The sequence below is a fragment of the Lelliottia sp. 7254-16 genome (assembly GCF_002922995.1).
Classification (GTDB): domain Bacteria; phylum Pseudomonadota; class Gammaproteobacteria; order Enterobacterales; family Enterobacteriaceae; genus Enterobacter; species Enterobacter jeotgali.
Genome location: NZ_PQVS01000009.1, coordinates 1 through 15,140, shown reverse-complemented (window position 1 = coordinate 15,140; position 15,140 = coordinate 1). Strand labels below are relative to the sequence as shown.

General features: G+C 55.3%; 9 protein-coding genes and 1 pseudogene. 1 reads left to right on the top strand and 9 read right to left on the bottom strand.

Annotated features, from left to right (window positions below):
- Positions 1-3: 3 nt before the first annotated feature.
- Positions 4-1,116: an SMEK domain-containing protein gene (locus tag C3708_RS13175; RefSeq protein ID WP_133159918.1), complete on the top strand. Its 1,113-nt coding sequence runs from the start codon at positions 4-6 to the stop codon at positions 1,114-1,116.
- A gap of 527 nt (positions 1,117-1,643) precedes the next feature.
- Here C3708_RS13175 and yegQ read toward each other — a convergent pair.
- The 9 genes and pseudogenes from yegQ to C3708_RS13130 all read right to left on the bottom strand — a co-directional run.
- Complete coding sequence (yegQ, locus tag C3708_RS13170; RefSeq protein ID WP_103949544.1) at positions 1,644-3,005, bottom strand: tRNA 5-hydroxyuridine modification protein YegQ; 1,362 nt, start codon at positions 3,003-3,005, stop codon at positions 1,644-1,646.
- A 153-nt stretch (positions 3,006-3,158) separates the two neighbouring features.
- Positions 3,159-3,491: a YegP family protein gene (locus C3708_RS13165; protein ID WP_095282618.1), complete on the bottom strand. Its 333-nt coding sequence runs from the start codon at positions 3,489-3,491 to the stop codon at positions 3,159-3,161.
- Between the two features lie 143 nt (positions 3,492-3,634).
- Complete coding sequence (baeR, locus tag C3708_RS13160; RefSeq protein ID WP_095282617.1) at positions 3,635-4,357, bottom strand: two-component system response regulator BaeR; 723 nt, start codon at positions 4,355-4,357, stop codon at positions 3,635-3,637.
- Positions 4,354-5,757 (bottom strand): two-component system sensor histidine kinase BaeS, encoded by a 1,404-nt coding sequence (gene baeS / locus C3708_RS13155; RefSeq protein WP_103949543.1) that lies wholly within the window; start codon positions 5,755-5,757, stop codon positions 4,354-4,356. The genes baeR and baeS overlap by 4 nt, the downstream gene beginning before the upstream one ends.
- On the bottom strand, positions 5,754-7,169 hold the full coding sequence (locus tag C3708_RS13150; RefSeq protein WP_103946198.1) for an MFS transporter: 1,416 nt from the start codon (positions 7,167-7,169) through the stop codon (positions 5,754-5,756). Before C3708_RS13150 ends, baeS begins: the two co-directional genes overlap by 4 nt.
- Positions 7,170-10,247, bottom strand: coding sequence for a multidrug efflux RND transporter permease subunit MdtC (gene mdtC / locus C3708_RS13145; RefSeq protein ID WP_103949542.1), 3,078 nt, complete (start codon positions 10,245-10,247; stop codon positions 7,170-7,172).
- Entirely contained in the window at positions 10,248-13,370 is a 3,123-nt protein-coding gene (locus C3708_RS13140; RefSeq protein ID WP_103949541.1) for an MdtB/MuxB family multidrug efflux RND transporter permease subunit, read from the bottom strand.
- Complete coding sequence (locus tag C3708_RS13135; protein WP_103949540.1) at positions 13,370-14,617, bottom strand: MdtA/MuxA family multidrug efflux RND transporter periplasmic adaptor subunit; 1,248 nt, start codon at positions 14,615-14,617, stop codon at positions 13,370-13,372. The genes C3708_RS13140 and C3708_RS13135 overlap by 1 nt, the downstream gene beginning before the upstream one ends.
- Before the next feature lie 303 nt (positions 14,618-14,920).
- Positions 14,921-15,140 (bottom strand): annotated as a pseudogene (locus tag C3708_RS13130) (IS481 family transposase); the annotation flags it as partial.

Below are 15,140 nucleotides of genomic sequence, written 5' to 3'. Positions count from 1 at the left end.
TTATTGTCTATCAAAGTAGATATAAGGTTCCCAAGAATGTATATATATGCAACTAAAACTGAAACTTTTAAAAGATTCATAACCGGTGTCTTAAGTAGTTATAGCGCAACAATTTCTAACGAAGCAAAGATTAATTTACAAAATGGAACAACCTCCTCGGAGGATGCTTTAATGTGGCTAATCAATAAAGCCTTTAAAAAGGAGTTTGAAGACGCTAATAAAGTATATGGACATAATTATCCCGGCATAGATTATGTTGACAAGCGTAATAAAGTTGTTATGCAAATAACAGCAACCGCAAGTAATAAAAAGTTCAGAGATAGCATAGATAAAATGCCTGATTGGTTAAAGGAAAGTGGATATAAAGACTTTCATTTTTTTATTAACTCTACCAACAGAAGAGTAGAATATTCTCATCAAGATTTTAATGTAAAGGTTTTCGACATTAAAGACTTAATTTCCTCTCTATGCACTTCAGGAAATGAAGAGCGAAAGGAAATTGTTGCTTATCTAGAGGAGAACTTTTCCGATTGGATTTCTCGGACTTCTTCAGAACTATTTATGCCACAAGTGACTGATTTTAAAACGAATAAATCCTTATTTAATAAGTTTATTGAAATTAATTATTCGGGTGAAAATCGGTGCTTGAACTATTCCGATATTGAATGGTTACGTGAACAGTGTAAAAATGATTTGTACCATCTTCAAAAAATGTTATCAGAATTGTCAATATTGCAGCGTAATTTTATTTGTATGATTTATCAGTATGGTTTTGTGAATGGTAGAAATAGAGAGCATGCGGTTTCGGAACCAATCCGATTAAACCTCGCACAATATGTAACACATTTTACAGAAGAAGAGGCTGAGCGCTTTGATGATATATATTATGGCTTATATAAGTGGGGTATTTGTGAAATCTTAGAAGCGTTCGATTCGGATTTTTACGCACCAGACAGTAGTACTTTTCCTCATTACAAAGAATTAATTCTAAAATGGTCTAACTGGGATGCGAACTATAATCTTTTTAGGGCGATAGGTAATTTTTACATGTCAAGATATGATGAAAAAGAATTGTATCGGGCAATCAGAAGTAATGATTTTGTGCTTGTTTATTGATGCGGAATCCTTTCCTAAGGAATAGAGAACATTATATTTATATATGAAAATTCACTCAAAGATGGCTTTTCATGCTCAGGGCATTATTGGATACCATGAAGTTATTTTCTGATTCTCGCTGTGAGTTCAACAAATGGATGCAACAGATTGCTTAAAACGCTCTGCGGGTGATTCATAGCTTAGCGTTTTTCACTTTGCTTCATCTATCTGTGTGGCAATGCTGTTGAGTCTTTGCTAGCTGTGAACCGATAAGTCACTAAAACAAAAGCCCCGCATCTGCGAGGCTTTTGGTATCGATGTGGTCAATGTGTGGACATTGATAGAAACAAATCCATTTATTTCATTAGGTTACAGCAAAAAAATAAGCCTGCGTAAGGGAGATTACGCAGGCTAAGGAGGTGGTTCCTGGTACAGCTAGCATTTATGGGTTATGTTTTTCAGCGGAGGGGATAATACCCTTATTGAACGAAGCGGTATGTGATCCGTTTCTAAGAATTATCCCATGCTGAAAAAATACCCTAACTTAACTATTTGTTGTGCGGATTGCGGGTGCTTTCGCCATCAAAATTGCGCATCAACAGGGCGTATTCCAGCTCCACTTCTTCCGGCACTGGCAGCCATACGGTGTGCCCGTCGCCAGGCGCCACGGTGATGGCTTCGCCTTTACCGTTTTCCAGATGCTCCAGCGTGAAGTTGATATTACCTTGTGGGGTCATCAGCTCCAGGCTGTCGCCTTTGGTGAATTTGTTTTTCACCGCGACTGCCGCCAGCGGGCCTTTACGCGCGCCAGTGAAGTCGCCGACAAACTGCTGGCGCTCGGAAATCGAGTAGCCGTGTTCGTAGTTCTGGTAATCGTCATGGGTATGACGGCGCAGGAAGCCTTCGGTGTAGCCGCGATGCGCCAGACATTCGAGAGTTTCCAGCAGGCTGGTGTCAAACGGTTTACCCGCCGCGGCGTCGTCAATGGCTTTGCGATAAACCTGCGCGGTGCGGGCGCAGTAGTAGTAAGACTTGGTGCGACCTTCGATCTTCAGGGAGTGCACGCCCATCTGCGTCAGACGCTCGACGTGCGCAATCGCGCGCAGGTCTTTGGAGTTCATGATGTAGGTGCCGTGTTCGTCTTCGAAGGCGGTCATGTATTCGCCCGGACGTTTCGCTTCTTCAATCATAAACACGCTATCGGTTGGCGCGCCTACACCTAATGTTGGTTCCACAGTTTTCACCGGGATAGGCTCGTGTTTGTGCACGATATTGCCGACATCATCTTCTTTGCCTTCCTGGACGTTATATTCCCAGCGGCAGGCGTTGGTGCAGGTTCCCTGGTTCGGGTCGCGTTTGTTGATGTAGCCAGAGAGCAGGCAGCGGCCAGAGTAGGCCATGCACAGGGCGCCATGAACGAAGATTTCGAGCTCCATTTCTGGTACCTGGGTGCGGATTTCTTCGATCTCTTCGAGCGACAGTTCGCGTGACAGGATCACGCGGGTCAGCCCCATCTGTTTCCAGAATTTAACTGTTGCCCAGTTGACGGCGTTCGCCTGCACGGAAAGGTGAATGTCCATTTCCGGGAAGTTCTCGCGCACCAGCATGATTAAACCTGGGTCAGACATGATCAATGCATCAGGACCCATTTCCACTACCGGCTTGAGATCGCGAATAAACGTTTTCAGCTTGGCGTTGTGCGGCGCGATGTTCACGACCACATAGAATTTTTTGCCCAGGGTATGCGCTTCGTTGATGCCGAGCTGCAAATTCTCGTGGTTAAATTCGTTGTTACGCACACGCAGAGAGTAACGCGGCTGGCCCGCATACACCGCATCGGCACCATAGGCGAAAGCGTAACGCATATTCTGCAGCGTTCCCGCCGGGGAAAGGAGTTCTGGTTTAAACATGTTTGTTCTCGTTCTGATGACAGGTCAGATCCGCTCGCACCAGGTGCAGCGGTAAGGGGAGATCCCGTACTTTAAGGGCGGGCATTGTAGCGCTGTGGGGGAGGGAGGTAAAGCGCCGGGTAGCGGTGGCACCAGCCGGCGAGGGTATGCGGGTCAGGTAAGATCTTTTACCGTCTGGCTCGCGCCATTATTTTTTACCGAGGCGATGCCGGTTTCCCGTGATTGCTCGGACGCATATAGCTGGCTTGAGCCAATCACCTGATGGTTTGCCGCCTTCAGATTGAAGTGGAATTTACCGTTCGCCGCCGTCTTTTTCTCGTAGCGCTCGTCGAGCGGGCTATTCGTGCGCACAGAGGCAATGCCGTTTTCTGCCGCCCCCTTTGTGGTGTACAGCTCACTGGTGAGGATAATCTCTCCGTTCCCCGCTTTCAGAACAAACCTAAACTGCCCATCACTGCTTTTGCTTAGTTCGAACCAACCGGCCATAAGAACTCCTTGATTGAAAATGAGTTATCAAAACAGGCGACAGCTAAACGCACCGACAAAGAGAGTATGGATGATAATGCGAGACTTTCTAGTGATGAAAAACCCGCCTGCGGGCGGGTGAGATTTGACGTGGCGTAAAGGTATTACGCAATCCGGCAGGCGTCCGCCTCCCAGCGATAACCTACACCGTACACTGCGCGAATAAACGACTGATCTTCATCAAGCGCTTCCAGTTTACGGCGCAGATTCTTGATATGGCTATCTATGGTGCGGTCCGTGACTACGCGATAATCGTCGTAAAGATGATTTAGCAGCTGTTCGCGGGAGAACACTTTTCCCGGTTCGCTGGACAGCGTCTTCAGCAGGCGAAACTCTGCGGGCGTCAGGTCCAGCAGTTTGCTGCGCCAGCTCGCCTGGAAACGGCTTTCATCGACAATCAGCGGGCTTTCGGCGTCAAGGACCTGTAAGTCACGCTGCGGACGGCAGCGGCGCAGAATGGTCTTCACGCGGGCAACCACTTCACGCGGGCTGTAAGGTTTGCAGATGTAATCATCGGCACCAATTTCCAGCCCAAGCAGGCGGTCGATTTCTTCGATTTTGGCTGTCACCATCACAATCGGCACGTCGGAAAAACGGCGGATTTCGCGGCACAGGGTCAGACCATCGGTGCCGGGCAGCATCAAATCCAGCAGGATCAGATTCGGCGGCGTCTGGCGCACATATGGCAGCACCTGATCGCCGTGGTTGATGAGCGTTGGGGCATAACTTGCCGCGCGCAAATAGTCGATCAGTAACTGCCCAAGCTTAGGCTCGTCCTCCACGATCAGAATGCGTGGCGTATTTTCGTCAATGGGTAACTCAGTCATACTTCTCTCGATAAATCGCGTTCCAGCGGTAGGTCTACTGTAATGCTAACCCCGCCAAAAGGCGAATGGGCGGCGCGGATTGTGCCGCCATGCGCCTCGACGATGTTAACGCAAATTGCCAGCCCTAAGCCGGAGCCGCCGCTGGCGCGGTTACGCGAGCCTTCAGTGCGGTAAAAACGCTCGAACAGTTTTTCCTGTTGGGCATCGGTCACACCAGGAGCCGTATCGGCAAAGGTCAGGGCGAAACGTCCGTCTTCCAGTTGGCCCGAAATGCGCAGCGCGCCGCCGCCGTCGGTATAGCGCAGGCTGTTTTCCAGCAGATTATTGAATAGCTGCATCAGGCGGTCCGGATCGCCGAAGACCACGGCGCTGTCCGGCAGCGACAGCTCGATTTTCAAATTGCGACTGGCAAAGCGTTCGCGGAATGCACCGGCGGTCACTTCCAGAATATTAATCACATCAACGGGCGCTTTTTGATAGGCCAGCGCCCCTTCGTCAGACATCGACAGCTGATGCAGATCGTCCACCAGCTTGGTCAACGTTCCCACTTCCGCCTGCAACGAGGTGACGGACTCCGGCGTAAACTGGCGCACACCGTCCTGAATCGCCTCCAGTTCGCCGCGTAAAACGGCCAGCGGCGTGCGTAATTCATGGGAAATATCGGCCATAAAATCGCGGCGCATCTGCTGATTTTTCTCAAGCGTGCTGGCGAGCTGGTTAAAATCCTGCGCCAGTTTGCCCAGTTCATCCTGGCTGCGGGTATCCACGCGGGTAGAAAAATCGCCCGCCGCCAGCTTGTGCGTGCCTTCTACCAGTCGCTTGACGGGAGCCAGCAGGCCGCGCGCCAGCGGGAATGTCGCCAGTGCGGCGAGCAGGGTTGAGAGGGCGACAATCAGCCAGCTGGTCTGGCGCTGCTGACGGTCAAAGTTGATATCGGTGTTGCGCGTCAGCCGCTCGACCGGCGAAGCGATCACCCAGCCGACGGGAGTGCCATTAAACAAAATCGCCCGTTTGGTGCCATCGGGCGGAACGGGCGCACGCGGGCCGACCAGCACATATTTGTCCTGATCGATAACCCAGAATTGGGTGCGCCAGCCGTGCGGGGGCATACCAGGGCCTGGACGATCGTCGTCGTTATCATGCTCCAGCGAGCGCAGGATCTGAAACACAAAGCGATCGTTATTGCGCAAGAAACGCCAGTTGCCGTGCAGCGCGTACTGCTCGCTGATTGCGTCGCTCAGCAGCTGAAGCCGCTGTTCGTTGCCGCGTTTAATGTAGTCGATAAATCCGCGTTCAAAGCTGACGCGTACCGCCCAGTGCATGGTGATGAGCAGCACGATACAGGTGGCAAAAATTGCCAGAAACAGCTTTCCCGTAATGCCGGGACGCCAGAATTTCATGACTCACTCCTTTTGCGTCGGCTGATGACGACGTTCTTACTGGTATCATCCGGGACACGTGCGAAAATAACGGCGGGCAGGGCAATTATCACCGCCATGCTGAGATAGGTGTAAAGGAAGACCTGATGCGCAACCGTGGTATCGACACTGAGATGATGCTGACCGTACATGCCGAGCAGCAGGCCGGCAACGGTGACGCCGACGCTCATGGAGAGTTGCATGATCATTGACAGCAAACTGTTGCCGCTGCTCGCCAGTTCGTCGGGCAGATCCTTCAGCGTCAGGGTATTCATCGACGAGAAGCGTGTGGAGTTGATGACGCCCTGGAAGAACAGCACCAGCGGTAGGGCGTAGTACCAGCCCATCAGCGCCACGGCCATAAACAGCAGGCTGATCAGCGCCAGCCCAAGGGTGGCAGTGACCAGCACCCGGCGATAGCCGAAGCGGTTAACCACCTGGACCACAATGCGCTTCATTCCCATGCTGCCGAGCACCATCGGGATCATCATTAACCCGGCGTGGAACGGCGAAAAGCCCATCCCAATTTGCAGGAACACCGGCGTCATAAACGGCAACATACCGCTCCCGAGGCGTCCGGCGAAGCTGCCGAACAGCCCGAGGCGGAAGGTGTGATTGCGAAACAGCGACAGGCTAAAGAGTGCCTGATCGTTATCGCGGGCGTGCCACAGATACCAGAGAATCGAAATAATACCGATGGCGACAAGTAAGCCCAGCGTCAGCGGCGAAATCCCCAGCCCTTTTTGCCCGTCGAGCGCCAGCGTCAGCGTCGCCATGCCTGCCGCCAGCAGCACAAAGCCGAAGATATCAAAGCGCCGGGTCTGCATTTTGTAGTTCGGCATCAGCGAGAGCGTAGCAATCGCGCCGATAATGCCGACCGGGAGATTAATCAGGAAAATCCAGTGCCAGGAGGCGTATTCCACCAGAATACCGCCGAGCGCAGGCCCGAGCAGCGGCCCCACCTGACCAGGCAACGTCACGAAGGTCATCGCCGCCATATATTGCTCGCGCGGCACAATTTTCATCACCGTTAGCCTGCCGACAGGCACCATCATCGCTCCGCCAACGCCCTGTAACACGCGGGCCATCACCAGCTCGTTCAGGGTGTCGGCCTTAGCGCAAAACAGCGAACCGAGCGTGAACAGCACGATGGCGGTGAAGAAGATATTCCGCACCCCAATTTTGTCCGCCATCCAGCCGCTGGCGGGCAGCATGACCGCCACCGTTAACACGTAGGAGACAATCACCATGTGCATGTGCAGCGGACTCTCGCCCAGACTTTTTGCCATCGAGGGGAGGGCGGTGTTGACGATGGTCGTGTCCAGCGATTGCATAAAGAAGCCGAAGGCGACAATCCACAATTGCCAGCGGACATTGTTGGGCAAATCAGTCATTTACTCGATTACCGTTTCTCTGTTTTTACGTGAAAAACGCACCCGCAGGCGGTCGAAGAACAGGTAGACCACCGGGGTGGTATAGAGCGTTAATAGCTGGCTCATCACCAGCCCGCCGACGATAGTGATCCCCAGCGGCTGGCGCAGTTCAGAGCCGTCACCGCCGGAAATCACCAGCGGCAGCGCGCCAAACAGCGCCGCCAGCGTCGTCATCATAATCGGGCGAAAGCGCAGCAGGCAGGCCTGGAAGATGGCGTCCTGCGGCGACATGTTGCCGTTGCGCTGCGCGTCGAGCGCAAAATCGACCATCATGATCGCGTTTTTCTTCACTATGCCTATTAATAGCATGATCCCGATAAGCGCAATTAGGCTAAAGGGCGCTCCAAACAACTCCAGCGCCAGCAGCGCCCCGACGCCCGCCGACGGCAGAGTGGAGAGGATGGTCAGCGGATGGACGTAGCTCTCATACAGAATGCCGAGCACGATGTAGACGGTCGCAATCGCCGCCAGAATCAGGATCACCTGCGAGTTCATCGTCTCCTGGAACACCTGCGCGGTACCGGCAAAGCTGCCGCGCACGGTCGATGGCACGCCGAGCTGAGTCATAGCGCGGTTGATCGCGTCGCTGGCCTCAGACAATGACGACCCGGTCGGCAGGTTAAACGACACCGTCGACGCCGCCGACAGCCCCTGATGGTTCACCGACAGCGGTGCATTGGCAGGCTGCCAGCTGGCGAAGTAGGAGAGGGGGATCGATTTGCCGTCGTTGTTGATGACGTACATTTTATCCAGCGCACTGATGTCCTGGGTGTAGCGCGGATCGACTTCCATTACCACTTTGTACTGGTTCATCGGCTGATAAATGGTGGAGATTTGGCGCTGACCAAAGGCGTTATTTAGCAGGCTGTTGGCTGCCTCAACGTTGATGCCCAGACGCGCCATAGTTTCGCGGTCATAGGTCAGGTTCATCTCTGCGCCGTTGTCCTGCTGGTCCGAGTTCACATCTGCCAGTTCCGGCAGTGCCGCCAGCGCTTTACGGATTTTCGGCTCCCACTCGCGCAGGGCGGCCAAATCGTCCGAGAGTAGCGTGTACTGATAGCTGGCATTGGCCTGGCGACCACCGACGCGGATATCCTGAACGGCCATCAAAAACAGATTTGCTCCTGGCTCTTTAGCGAGTTTCACGCGCAGGCGGTCGATCACCTGCTGCGCGGTTTCGTTGCGCACGCCGCGCGCTTTCAGGGTGATAAACATCATCCCGCTGTTGACGCGCGAACCGCCGGTAAAGCCGGTGACGTTATCGACCGCCGGGTCTTCACGAATAATCTTCATGAAATCCTGCAGTTTCACGCGCATCGCCTGGAACGAAATGCTCTGATCCGCCTGAATCCCGCCCATCAGCACGCCGGTGTCCTGCTCCGGGAAAAAGGTTTTCGGAATGCTGATATACATCCAGACGTTCAGCGCGATGGTGCCGATCAGCACCAGACCGACAATGCGCGTATGATTCAGCACCCATTTCAGCGAGCGGCCATAGCCCTCCTGCATCGCTATCAGCATGCGTCCAAAACCTTTTTTACGCGGCTGCGAGTGGGGCTTGCTGCGCTTGAGCATCCAGCCGCACATCATTGGCGTCAGGGTAAGTGAAATCACCAGCGAAATGCCGATCGCCACCGACAGCGTCACGGCAAACTCACGCAGTAACCGGCCAGGTAATCCGCCCATCAGCAGCAGCGGCAGGAACACCGCCACCAGCGACAGGCTCATGGAAAGCACCGTAAAACCGACTTCGCGCGTGCCCTGAAGGGCGGCTTGCAGCGGCTTCATGCCCGCTTCGAGATGGCGCGAAATATTTTCGAGCACCACGATGGCGTCATCGACCACAAATCCGGTGGCGATGGTCAGGGCCATCAGCGACAGGTTATTGAGGCTAAACCCGCACAGGTACATGGCGGCAAAGGTGCCAATCAGCGAAACAGGCACCGCCACGGCGGGGATCAGCGTTGCGCGACCAGAGCGCAGGAACAGGAACACCACCAGGATAACCAGCCCAACGGAGATAATCAGCGTCTGCTCGACTTCCTCCAGCGAGGCGCGAATGGTTGGCGAGCGGTCCTGAGCAATCTGCAAATCAATGGCTGCCGGGATCGTCTCCTGCAATTCCGGTAGACGCTCGCGGATGCTGTTTACCGTCTGGATGATATTGGCTTCCGGCAGTTTGCGGATCATCAGCAAAATAGCCGGTTTGGCGTTGGTCATCCCGGCGTTGCGCACGTCCTGCACCGAGTCGGTGACGCTGGCGACATCGCTCAAACGCACCGCCGCGCCGTTGTTGTAGTGAATGATCAGCGGCTGATATTCGGCGGCGGTTTTGAGCTCGTCGTTAGTCTGGATCTGCCAGCGATGGCTGCTGTCTTCAATCGTCCCCTGCGGCCTGCGCACGTTGGCATTGCTGATAGCCGTGCGCACATCGTCCAGCGACACGCCCTGGTTAAACAGCGCTTGCGGATTTAACCCGACGCGCACCGCGGGCAGGGAGCTGCCGCCCACGTCCACGTCACCGACGCCGTCAATCTGGGCGATAGTCTGCGACAGCTGCGTCGAGGCAAAGTCGTACAATTCACCCTGCGAATAGGTATCCGACGTCAGCGTTAAAATCATAATTGGCGCGTCGGACGGGTTGGCTTTGCGATAGGTCGGCCGGCTTGGCATCCCACTTGGCAGCAGGCTTTGTGCGGCGTTGATCGCGGCCTGCACGTCGCGGGCCGCACCGTTGATATCGCGGTCAAAGTTAAATTCAAGAATGATGCGCGTGCTGCCGAGTGAACTGCTGGAGGTCATTTCACTGACCCCTGCAATACGCCCGAGCGAGCGTTCCAGCGGCGTCGCCACCGACGAGGCCATCGTTTCCGGCGAGGCGCCGGGCAGCGAGGCGCTGACCATGATCACCGGGAAATCCACCTGCGGCAGCGGGGCCACCGGCAATAACCGGAAGCCAAGCACGCCGCACAGGGTGATGGCGAGCGAAATCAGAATCGTCGCCACCGGGCGATAAATGAAGAGGGCGAAAAACTTCACTTACGCCTCCTCTTCACGCTTAGGGAAACGCGCTTTGAGCTTCAGCGCCAGATTATCAAACAGCAGATAAATCACCGGCGTGGTAAACAGCGTCAGCACCTGGCTGACAAGTAAACCACCGACCATGCCAATCCCGAGCGGACGGCGCAGCTCGGCGCCCACGCCGGTACTCAGCATCAGCGGCAGCGCACCCAGCAGAGCGGCCATTGTTGTCATCAGGATCGGGCGAAAACGCAGCAAACAGGCCTGGAAAATGGCCTCGCGCGGCGCCATCCCCTGTTCGCGCTCGGCGGCAAGAGCAAAGTCGATCATCATGATGGCGTTTTTCTTGACGATGCCGATCAGCAAAATAATGCCGATAATCGCAATCACATCCAGCTCGCTGCCCGAGAGCATCAGCGCCAGCAGCGCACCGACACCGGCTGTCGGCAGGGTAGACAGAATCGTGACCGGGTGGATAAAGCTCTCGTACAGCACGCCGAGCACGATATACATCGCCACCACCGCCGCGACGATAAGCCAAATGGTATTTCCGAGCGCGGCCTGGAACGCCAGCGTGCTGCCCTGGAACTGGGTTTGAATATCGGTCGGGAAGTTGAGGGTTTTCTCGGCGTTGAGGATCTGTTCTACCGCCTCGCCGAGCGAGTAATTGTCCGGCACGTTAAACGAAATGGTGGTGGACGGGAACTGGTCGAGGTGGTTAATCGACAGCGGCATAAAGCGCTGCTCGATGGTGGCAATAGCGCTCAGCGGCACAATTCCGCCGTCTTTGCTGGTCAGACGAATGGAATCCAGCGCGGCAAGGCCCGGCGTTTGTTCAGTATTGTGCTCCAGCACCACGCGGTACTGGTTGGCCTGGGTGTAAATGGTGGAAATCAGTCGCTGACCAAAAGCGTTATACAGGGCGTTATCGACATCAGCCATGCTAATGCCCAGACGACTGGCGGTGTCACGATTAACGTTCACATACGCAGCCAGACCTTTGTCCTGCCAGTCACTGCTCACGTCTGAAAGTTGCGGCAGTTCCTGGAGTTTGCTGACCAACTGCGGAACCCAGGTACTGAGCGCCTCCAGACTGTTGGCCTGCAACGTAAACTGGTACTGGGTTCGGCTCACGGTGGTATCGATGGTCAAATCCTGGGTCGGTTGCAGATAAAGCTCGACGCCAGGCACGTTCGCCACAGAATTTTGCAGCCGTTCGATCACCGTGTTGACGCGATCGTCACGGTCGTCCAGCGGCTTAAGGTTGATCTGCAAACGGGCGCTGTTCAGTGACGGGTTAGTACCGTCTACGCCGACAAACGAGGTCAGGCTCTCGACTGCCGGATCTTTCATAATAATCTCGGACACCTGCTGCTGGCGCTGAGCCATGCTGGCGAACGACACCGACTGCGGTGCCTGAAGGGTGCCCTGAATGATGCCGTTATCCTGAATCGGGAAAAAGCCTTTCGGGATGAAAATCCACAGCATCACGCTTAAGGCCAGCGTCCCCACCGCGACGCTCAATGTCGCCCACGGATGATTGAGTACTTTAGTCAGTACGCGTCCATACGCGGCAATAACGCGTTCAAACAAGCGCTCGGAGGCGCGAGAAAAACGGTTTTGCTTACGCAGGGATTCATAGCTCAACATGCGGGCGCACATCATCGGCGTCAGCGTCAATGACACCACGGCGGAGATGAGGATCGCCACCGCCAGCGTGACGGCAAATTCGCGGAACAACCGGCCGACGATATCGCCCATGAACAGCAGCGGGATCAGCACTGCAATCAGCGAGAAGGTGAGGGAGATAATGGTAAAGCCGATCTCGCCTGCGCCTTTCAGCGCGGCGGCCAGCGGCTTCTCGCCTTTTTCGATATAGCGCGAAATGTTCTCGATAACCACGATGGCGTCATCGACCACAAAGCCGGTGGCGATGGTCAGGGCCATCAGCGTCAGGTTATTAATCGAAAAATCGAGGAACACCATCACCGCGAAGGTGCCTACCAGCGACAGCGGCACCGCCACGGCAGGGATGATGGTGGCTGGCACGTTACGCAGGAAGACGTAGATAATCATCACCACCAGCGCAATCGCCAGCATCAGTTCGAACTGAGTATCGCTGACCGAGGCGCGGATATTGGTGGTGCGATCCGAAAGCACTTTCACGCTCACGGATTTTGGCAGGCTTTCGATAAGCTGCGGGAGCATGCTGCGGATGCTGTCGGCGGTGTCGATAATGTTCGCGCCCGGCTGGCGCTGGACGTTCATTACAATCGCCTGCTGCTTGTTGGTCCATGCACCGAGCCAGCTGTTTTCCGCGCCTTGTTCGACCGTCGCCACATCGCCGAGGCGAATCGGCGCGCCGTTCTGGTAGGCCACAATTAATTGGCGGTACTCATCGGCGGACTGCATCTGGTCATTCGCTGAGAGCGTGACCGCGCGCGTTGGGCCATCCAGCGAGCCTTTCGCCGAGTTGACGTTGGCGTTGGTGATGGAGGTGCGGATGGTTTCGCTGGTTAATCCGAGCGCGGCAATCGCCTGGGCATTGAGTTTCACGCGCACGGCAGGGCGCTGGCCGCCGGAGAGCGTCACCAGACCGACGCCGGAAACTTGCGAAATTTTCTGCGCGACGCGCGTTTCGACCATATCTTCCACCTGCGTCATCGGCATGGCGGAGGAGGTGACGGCGAGGGTCATAATCGGTGGATCGGCAGGGTTCACTTTGCTGTACACCGGCGGATTCGGTAGATCCGACGGGAGCAGATTCGTGGCGGCGTTAATCGCGGCCTGCACTTCCTGCTCGGCCACGTCGAGCGGTAGAGTGAGCTGGAATTGTAGCGTCACTACCGACGCGCCGCCGGAGCTTTGCGACGACATCTGTTTCAGGCCAGACATCTGACCAAACTGGCGCTCCAGTGGGGCGGTGATCGCGGACGTCACCACGTCCGGGCTGGCACCTGGATAAAGGGTGACAACCTGAATGGTCGGATAATCCACTTCGGGAAGCGCCGAAACGGGCAGGAAGCGGTAGCCGATAATCCCTGCCAGCAGGATAGCCACCATCAGCAGCGTGGTGGCGACAGGGCGCATAATGAACAGGCGTGACGGCCCACCTGTGGAGCTCGGTGGCAACACCTGCATCAGGAAGTCGCTCCCTGTTTCGCGTGTTCGCTTTTCGCCGGTTTATCGCCGGTGGCCGTGTCGCTGTGCGCTTCAACCACTTCCACTTTTGCCCCTTCGGTCAGACGGTCGATGCCGTCTGTCACCACGCGATCGCCTGCGGAAAGCCCGGCACTGATAACCACCGTCTGGCTGTCCTGAATGCCCGGTTTCACCAGATGTTTGCTGACTTTATTATCGCTGTTCAGTACCCAGACGAAGTTGCCTTCATTACCCATTTGCAGCGCGGCGGTGGGAATGACGACGGCGTTTTCTTCGGTGGCGACCAGCATACGTGCGTTGACGAACTGGTTCGGGAACAGGGCGTCGTCCTGGTTATCAAAGCGGGCTTTTAGCTTGATGGTACCGGTGGTGGCGTCAATCTGGTTATCCAGACTCAGGAGTGTACCGTCGCTCAGTTTGGCTTTATTCGCGCGATCCCAGGCTTCTACCACCATTTTCTGACCGCTTTTTTGCGCCTGAACCACGGTCGCAATCTCGCTTTCTGGCAAAGTGAAAATTAAATCAATTGGGTGAGTTTGGGTGAGGACCACGATGCCGGTGGTATCGCTGCTGGAAATCTGATTGCCGATATCGACCTGTTTCAGGCCGACGCGTCCGTCGATGGGCGCAGTGATGCGGCTCCAGTCGAGCTGTAGCTGTGCGCTGGCAACGGCGGCTTCATCGGCCTTGATGGTGCCCTGGGCCTCGCTCACCAGCGACTGCTGAGTGTCCAGCTCCTGGCGGGAGACGAGGTTCGTTTTGACCAGCTGCTGATAGCGCGCCAGATCGCGCTGGGCGTTGGCAAGCGTCGCTTTATCTTTGGCGAGCTGTCCCTGGGCCTGAGCAAGGGCGACTTTGAACTGACTCGGGTCGATTTCTGCCAGCAAATCACCGGCTTTTACCTGCTGGCCTTCCTGGAAGTGGATTGCCATCAGCTGCCCGTCGACGCGGCTGCGCACAGTCACGGTATTGGCGGCGGTGACCGTTCCCAGCCCGGAGAGATAACGAGGAACCGATTTGCTGACGGCGGTTGCGGCCTGAACCGGGGCCAGCGCGCCGCCGCGCATACCGTGGCGTCCACCGCCTGCGGGGCGTTGTGATGCCGTGTTTGCACCGCCCGGCGCGGGTGTGCCCGTCGATTGACTGCGCCAGTACCACGCAGCGGCAAGCGCCACCACAATGACACCGACGGCGATTGCCCAGCGGAATTTGTTGCTGCCTTTCATCGTTATACGTTCTCTTCCTGAAACACTTCGGGGAATGATACTAGTTTAGTCAGGCAACGCCGTGGAAAAATGGAGGAAATATGAAAGACTGTCTGGATTTGTCCGAGATAAAAATAAACAGCAACCTATGGTTGCTGTTTTACTGTTTTCTCCCTCTCCCGTGGGAGAGGGCCGGGGTGAGGGCATCAGGCCGCACCAACGACCTACAATCTTGTTACGGCTGTTCCCCCTCACCCTAACCCTCTCCCTCTGTACGGTCCGGGGACATGGTAGACAGGTGTTCGGGGACATGGTGAACACTATTTAACATCCTTTACCCATGGTGATCGACTTTTTCTTCAGGTCGATCACCCCCACTTTCGTGCTGTACCACCACACCTCATAACAGCCATCTTCAGCCCCTTCCTTCAGTCCCACATATTCGCCCCTGAACGCTTTTCCTGCCTTCAGCGTTACCCCTCTCAGGCTCAGTTTTCCGCTGATATCCACTTTCCTGACCATCACGCCCTCGTCGTATTCCGGG

What these genes read in the sequence shown, in the direction of transcription:
- yegQ (WP_103949544.1), bottom strand. Translation starts at nt 3,005, where the DNA reads ATGTTTAAACCAGAACTCCTTTCCCCGGCGGGAACGCTGCAGAATATG.
- C3708_RS13165 (WP_095282618.1), bottom strand. Translation starts at nt 3,491, where the DNA reads ATGGCCGGTTGGTTCGAACTAAGCAAAAGCAGTGATGGGCAGTTTAGG.
- baeR (WP_095282617.1), bottom strand. Translation starts at nt 4,357, where the DNA reads ATGACTGAGTTACCCATTGACGAAAATACGCCACGCATTCTGATCGTG.
- baeS (WP_103949543.1), bottom strand. Translation starts at nt 5,757, where the DNA reads ATGAAATTCTGGCGTCCCGGCATTACGGGAAAGCTGTTTCTGGCAATT.
- C3708_RS13150 (WP_103946198.1), bottom strand. Translation starts at nt 7,169, where the DNA reads ATGACTGATTTGCCCAACAATGTCCGCTGGCAATTGTGGATTGTCGCC.
- C3708_RS13140 (WP_103949541.1), bottom strand. Translation starts at nt 13,370, where the DNA reads ATGCAGGTGTTGCCACCGAGCTCCACAGGTGGGCCGTCACGCCTGTTC.
- C3708_RS13135 (WP_103949540.1), bottom strand. Translation starts at nt 14,617, where the DNA reads ATGAAAGGCAGCAACAAATTCCGCTGGGCAATCGCCGTCGGTGTCATT.